The organism is Candidatus Anoxymicrobium japonicum (assembly GCA_002843005.1).
In the GTDB taxonomy this organism is placed as follows: domain Bacteria; phylum Actinomycetota; class Geothermincolia; order Fen-727; family Anoxymicrobiaceae; genus Anoxymicrobium; species Anoxymicrobium japonicum.
In genome coordinates this window covers 1-6,531 of the sequence record PHEX01000081.1, presented here as the reverse complement: position 1 = coordinate 6,531, position 6,531 = coordinate 1, and the positions used below count along the sequence as shown (strand labels likewise).

General features: G+C 57.9%; 5 protein-coding genes and 1 riboswitch. All 5 genes read right to left on the bottom strand.

Going from position 1 to position 6,531, the window contains the following annotated elements; translation table 11 throughout:
* Window positions 1-82: 82 nt before the first annotated feature.
* Window positions 83-1,219 carry an ABC transporter ATP-binding protein gene (locus tag CVT63_07485; GenBank protein ID PKQ27538.1) on the bottom strand — a complete coding sequence of 379 codons (1,137 nt, stop codon included), beginning with the start codon at window positions 1,217-1,219 and terminating at the stop codon, window positions 83-85.
* On the bottom strand, window positions 1,209-1,895 hold the full coding sequence (locus CVT63_07480) for a tungstate transporter permease (GenBank protein ID PKQ27537.1): 687 nt from the start codon (window positions 1,893-1,895) through the stop codon (window positions 1,209-1,211). Before CVT63_07480 ends, CVT63_07485 begins: the two co-directional genes overlap by 11 nt.
* Entirely contained in the window at window positions 1,892-2,695 is an 804-nt protein-coding gene (locus CVT63_07475) for a tungsten ABC transporter substrate-binding protein (protein ID PKQ27539.1), read from the bottom strand. The genes CVT63_07480 and CVT63_07475 overlap by 4 nt, the downstream gene beginning before the upstream one ends.
* Before the next feature lie 102 nt (window positions 2,696-2,797).
* A riboswitch (molybdenum cofactor riboswitch) is annotated at window positions 2,798-2,916 on the bottom strand.
* 86 nt (window positions 2,917-3,002) lie between these two features.
* On the bottom strand, window positions 3,003-3,881 hold the full coding sequence (locus tag CVT63_07470) for a hypothetical protein (GenBank protein PKQ27536.1): 879 nt from the start codon (window positions 3,879-3,881) through the stop codon (window positions 3,003-3,005).
* A 214-nt stretch (window positions 3,882-4,095) separates the two neighbouring features.
* Window positions 4,096-6,531, bottom strand: a 2,436-nt coding sequence (locus tag CVT63_07465) for a hypothetical protein (protein PKQ27535.1), incomplete at its 5' end; no start/stop codon positions are given.

The following is a 6,531-nucleotide window of genomic DNA, read 5'->3' as shown; positions in this document are numbered from 1 at the left end:
GATATGGTCAATGATCGAACACGGAAGGGAGTATGAACTTCGGGAAAACACATAAATCCTCTTGAAAATTCGGGAAGAATGTTCAGGCACCGTCTACCTCTCCGTCTACCGCTGCGCGGGGCCACACCACTACCGCGGTCGCTTTGAATCGGGCGCCAAACTCCGCTCCGGGGGTTATGCCCATCTCTTCGGTCGAACGCCGCGTCACATGAGCCACCAGCGGAAACGGGCACGCGAGCGTCACCCGCGCCAATGGCCCGCGCATCTCGACATCGGTCACATTGCCGACAAAAGCGTTTCTGCTGCTCGCCGGAGTTTCGAGTCCACTTGCCGACAATACTGTCACATCCTCGGGCCGCACACCCAGCTTGACCTGCTCGCCGGAGACGCACTCTGTCATTGCCTCTAGGACGCTCCCATCCACCGACACCTGCGCCAGGCCGCCCTCACAGCGCACGACCTCACCGCTGAATATGTTGTCCACCCCCACGAACCGCGCCACGAACTCGCTTGCGGGCTTGTAGAATATGTCCCTGGCGCTTCCAACTTGTGCAACCGAACCTCCGTTGAGAACGAGCATGCGGTCACCCATGCGGGCGGCCTCCTCCTGGTCGTGCGTCACAAAAACCGCGGACAGGGCGCGCTCTTTGAGCATCACCCTGGTCTCCTCCTGCAGTAAGCGCCGTGTCGGAGGATCCAGGCTCGCGAACGGCTCATCGAACAGCAGCACTTCAGGCTTGATAACCAGCGCCCGAGCGAACGCGACCCGCCGCGCTTCTCCACCTGAAAGCGCCCTGACGCGCGCTCGCTCCAGGCGCTCAAGTCCGACGACCTTCAACATCTCGTTGACGCAGGCATAGCGCTCATCTGGCGATACCCCGCGCACCTTCAGTCCATAAGCAACGTTGTCAGCCACCGAGCCCCGAAACAGCAGCGGATCCTGAAATACCATCGCCATCCTGCGCGAAACTTCCACCCGCTTTCGCCCATCAATTCCCTGAACCTCCACCCCGTTGAACCGGATAGTCCCGCGCGTCGATGGCTCCAGCAGGTTGAGCAGCCGAAGGAGCACGCTCTTCCCGGCGCCGCTGGGGCCCAGTACGGCCAGTATCTCACCCCGGGCAACCTCCAGATGCTCGATATCAAGCACGGTCGCGCCATTGTATGCCTTCGTTAACCCGCTGGCTTCAATTGCTGGAGCGGCGGCCTCAACTGGCATACCCTGTCACCCTTTTCTCCACCTCGGATGCGCCTCTGTCCACCTGAAGGCGCGTCAGAAAGATGTTGACCGTAATTGCTACCGCTATCAGAACCACGCCGACAAGCATAGCGAGGTTATCGCGTCCCTGGCGTGTCAGTTTGACGGCGAGAGTCGTAAGCGTGTCGGTCTGGCCGTTTATAGCGCCGCCGACGATCGTTACGGCCCCGACCTCGGCTATGACGCGCCCGAAGCCCGCGATGATCGCGGCAACCAGCCCCGCGCGCGCCTCCCGCATTTTGACAAGCACGGCCTGCGCGCGTGTCGCTCCCAGGCTCATGGCCTGCAGGCCCAGTCGCGGATCCACATCCTCCAGCGACGCGTGGGTGAACCCCGCGATGATGGGCGTGGCCAGTATGACCTGCACTATCACCATAGCCCCAGGCGTGTAGCACAGACCGAGGCTTCCCAGAGTGCCGTGGCGAGCTATCACGACAAAGGTGAACACGCCCACCACCACAGGCGGCAACCCCATGAACGCGTGCACAATCGTCAACAGGACGCCTCTGCCGCGGAAAGAAAACTCGGCTAGCGCGGTTCCAAGCGGAATACCTGCGACCGCCCCAATGAGACATGCCAGCCCTGACACCGCCAGTGACAGCATGAGGGCGTGCCAGAACTGTGACATTGTGATCACTGTGTCTCACTCGACGCATTGGGATGGAACAACACGACACCATTCTTCTTGTAGGCGCCGATCAGCTCCTGGCCTTTCTTGCTCGTAACGTACTCGACAAACTCCTCCGCGCACCTGGTGTTCAACTTCAGGCTGGGATGCTTATCCGGGTTGACCACAATAACTCCGTACTGGTTATAGAGAGCTTTGTCTCCCTCGACGAGGATGACCGGATTGAACGTCCCCTCGCGCGCGATGAAAGTCGCCCGGTCGCTCAAGGTGTAGCCTTGCTTCTGGTCCGTGATGGCCAGCGTCGCGCCCATCCCCTGTCCGGTCTCGACGTGCCACGGCTGTCCTTTCGGGTTGATGCCTGCCGCTTTCCAGATATTGAGCTCCGCCTTGTTCGTTCCCGAGTCGTCAGCGCGGCTCACAAACGTCGCGCGGCTCGCCGCAATCTTTTTGAGCGCGCCCACAGCGCTTGCTTCACCTTTGATTCCCGCCGGATCCGCCGCCGGCCCCAGTATGACGAAATCGTTGTACATCACCTGCGCGCGCTCGAGCCCGAAGCCGTCCTTGACGAACTGCTCCTCCGCCGCCTTTGAGTGGACGAGCAACACGTCCGCGTCCCCCTTTTCGCCCATCTTCAGCGCCTCGCCCGTGCCTACGGCAATCGCTTTTACCTTCGCGTTGTACTGCTTCTCGAACGCGGGGACAAGAACGTCCAGCAAGCCGGAGTCCTGCGTACTGGTGGTTGTGGCAAGCACCAGAACAGTCGGCTTACTCTTGCCGCACCCGCCAACAAGTATCACCGGAGCCGCCATGAGCGCAACCAGAGCGATAGCCGGCAGTACCGTTGTGAATCTTCTGTTTTTCAAATTGAGTCCCTCCAATAAAAAAACCTGCCGCGGGAAAAGGCAGGCACACGCTTGTGTGTCACACCTCCTTTTCAATCACGGGAGGCCCGGCCGTTTCCCGCCGAACCCTGTCGCCCTCGGGCCGTTGCTTTCGCTTTAGGCCTCTCGGGTCGGAGACGTCACTATTCGATTACAGGAAATATTAAATCACAACGAACCAGAACGCAAAAAACGCAACACCGGGGGCCTGACCCCCTGTGTTGCGTTTTTTGCGTCAACGCAACTTTATCGGCGGCGGCCTGAACGACACCAGAAACGCGACCGTGGCAGCTATCAGAAAGAAAACCAGCCATATCGAGGAAAAATCCTGGACATACGTACTCGCCGACTCCCGGAAAAGCGGCCAGATGCTCATCTTGAACGGGAACAGCCTGTTGAAGCGGATGTCCAGCATGTAGTAAGCGACGCGTCCGACACTGACCCACAGCATAGCGGTTCCGGCGGCAATGAGTCCGAGTTTCCAGTTGTAGTGCCTGCCCGAGCCAAGCATCACCGCAATGCCAACGCCGAACCCTAAAATCCACAAGAGAATGCCGAGATTCTTGTGGAGCCACCATTCGAGGCCAGCGTACGCAGCGGCGCTCGCCAGCCCTGCCACCATCGCGATGAGGACGGCCTTGAAATATGAAGGCACGCCGGTCACCTCGCCGCAATACTCCTCGGGAACCTGCATCGCCACAGGAACGCCTCCCGACGCAAGGCGGCCTTCTCTTTTTCGCTCGCGATGACTACCGCGTGCCGCCGGGCTTGTAACGCGTTTCTCTTCTTCACTCCAAAACGCGGCCTTCTCCCCTGACGAGAGCGTAGAAGATGACGGTGAAGGTGATTCCAGGGTCGGACCGACATCGGGCAATCCGTGCCGAACCGGCGCTTTTTCAGGCCCGCGCGGCTTCTTGTCGCCCTTTGGAATCTTCGGTGCCCTGGCCTTCTTAGACACTCCCATCTGACTTGCGAAGCGTTCCACAGTCTCTCTGTGGCAATCAATACAGTAATGGGCTTCACCGGTCTCTTCTACACAGTCGCGGCAGTACGGCTTTGCGCACTTGAGGCAAACCAGATCCGCTTCCTGCCCGCTATGATATTTACACTCCAAAACTTTCACTCCAGTTTGTCTGACACGCCCTACTGCAATTATACGCACAGGATGAGAAAAGGCATAATGGGGTCAAACCATTTTATGCGTTTCTATACGTACTCCCATTTCGCTGTTACAAAATGCATAAAATGGTTTGACCCCATTATGCCTTTTCGTACAAAAGCGGGAACGTGAGTTCCCGCTCTGCCATCTTCTTCTGTTCCGATTCGTCCTAAAGCGGATAGTCCTGCACTACTGCTTCCAGGAACGTGCCGTACGAGCAATCAGTGGGCTGTGGGTTAACTTTACCGGCGGTCTTCACCGTCACCCAGGAGAGGACATTATTGATTTTACCCACAGCGTTTATCTGATTCTTGATGTATTGGGCCACGGACCCGGGAAGATTCGCGTTGACCGCCAGCAAGATGTTCGTCTGACGCGATGTCTCAATAGCGCCCGGTGAGGCCATGGCGGCAATCAGGCTTTGAAGCGCGTCCATGTTGTTGGCTGCGGCGTTTACCACGTTCAAGACAAAGTTCCTGCCGTTCACGGACTCGAGCAGGTTCGCGTTCGCCACAGGATCCGAATTGTCCATGTAGTCCGTGAGGAACGCCTGGTTGCTGTTTATGATATCCGCGATGACCGCCGGGTTCAGCCCGTTGTCCGGCGAATGGGGGCTCGCGGGGTTATACGGCCTCGTGAAATCATACATTTGACCTTTGGGTCCGCCGGGCTGGTACGACTTCTTGGTCGCCGCGATCGTCGCGTTGCTCAAGACGGTCGCGTCCAGCTTCGAGATCAGACCGCTGATGAACGCCCCGTTGTTGTTGATGACATTCGCCAGCACTCCGGGGTCGATACCGTCCGGCGGAGGCGCCATCATCGCTTCCGCGAACTCCGGATTCGCGTTCGACGCCATCGCTCCCCAATACGGATCCATGCCTATAGCCGGATCCAGATATGCCGTCAGGTACGCCTGCCCGCCGGGAGTGTTGATCGCGTTCGCAAGCACCGTTGGTTGAAGGTTCGCGAGCATGCCATCGAGGAAGAAACCGTTGTGATTGACAACATAGGCGATTACATCCGGACGCAGGTACTTCATCATCTCTTCATTGTTTTTCGGGTCAGCGTTGTTCATGATTCCCGCTATCACCTGCGGGTTCAAGTATGTAATCAGGTTGCTGACCCAGGCCACGTTGTTGTTGATGGCATCCGCCGTAGCCTTCTGGTTCCCCTTGCCCTGCAACTGGCTCAAGAACGTGCCGTTGTTGTTTATCACGCCGGCGATAACCTGCGGGTTCAGCTTGCCGACAAGATTGATCATGAAGGTTGGGTCGCTATTCATGCCGCTCGACATAGCGTCCGGATCCATCTTGGAGACCAACCTCGTGAGAAACGTGCCGTTCGCGTTCACGATACCCGCTATCACATTTGGATCGAGCTTGCCGACCATCTCCGCCGTCTTCTGCCACGTCGCGGCCGACATACCATTGAGCTTCGCGACGTCGAGATAACTCAACAACGCCTTCACAAAACCTGGGTTCTGATTAACAGCCTGGGCCGTGCCGACGCTTGACGAGTTCTGCATCAATCCGGACAGAAACACTCCGTTCGCGTTAATCGCGCCAGCGATAGGCAACGGCGACAACTTCGAGAGAAGCTTGTTCGTCGCATCAGCGTTGTTGGACATCGCCGCCAGAAACTCTGTTGACAGGTTCCCGAGCGTTCCCGATATCATCGGCGCCGCGTTGTTCACAATATTCGCGATAGCCACCGGGTCGAGGTAGTCAAGGAGCTTGCTGGTGAAGTCTGTCGTGTCGGCCATCGATGTCGCCATGCCACTGGGATTCATCTTTGAGATAAACCTCGTCAAAAACGACTGGTTGTTCACAATCTCAGCGATGAGGTTCGGGCTGATGTTCATAGCGACATCGTATTGGAAGCCCGCCATCTGCTGGCTGGTTCTCGCGAAGTCATCGGGGTTTGTGGCGCCAAAGTACTCTGTGAGGAACGCCTCGTTACCGTTGACTATGCCGGCGATGACTCCGGCATCCAGTTGCGGAACCAACCGGGACATCAAGTCCGCGTTGGCCGCCGCTCCCTGCGCCGTGACCTTCGCGTCCAGCTTGCTCAACAGTTGCGTTACCCACGACCCGTTGTTGTTGACGACTCCGGCAATTGTGTCCGGATTCAAATGTCCCACCAGATCCACTGTAAACTCGGGATTGGCGTTCATCGACTGCGCCGCCACATCGTAGTCGGTGTATGAGATGAGCTTACTGATGTACTCGCCGTTCTCGTTCACCACATTCGCGATCACCTGCCCGTTCAACTTGCTCACCATATCCCTGATGAACGGGCCGGCCTTGTTGATTATTTTCGCGGAGCCTTCCGGATCCGAGTACTTCGCGCTTTCCGACAGGTACTTCTCGTTCTTGTTGACGACACCCGCCACGACCTCGCCATCCACGTTTGAGAGAACCTCGCTCACCCACTCCGGATTTTCGTTCAGCGCTATCGCCGTGCCCGACGGGTCGCCGTACTTCATCATCTCTACGAGGAACTCGGGGTTCTCCTGGATCGCCTCACCCACAACCTTCGGGTCAAGAGCGCTCAACATAGAACTCGTGTTCTTCACGCTGCCCTTCCCAAGAAGCGGTCCCAGTGG

Excerpts from the sequence above, each read along its gene's own strand:
- CVT63_07475 (PKQ27539.1), bottom strand. The coding sequence starts at position 2,695 with ATGGCGGCTCCGGTGATACTTGTTGGCGGGTGCGGCAAGAGTAAGCCG.
- CVT63_07485 (PKQ27538.1), bottom strand. The coding sequence starts at position 1,219 with ATGCCAGTTGAGGCCGCCGCTCCAGCAATTGAAGCCAGCGGGTTAACG.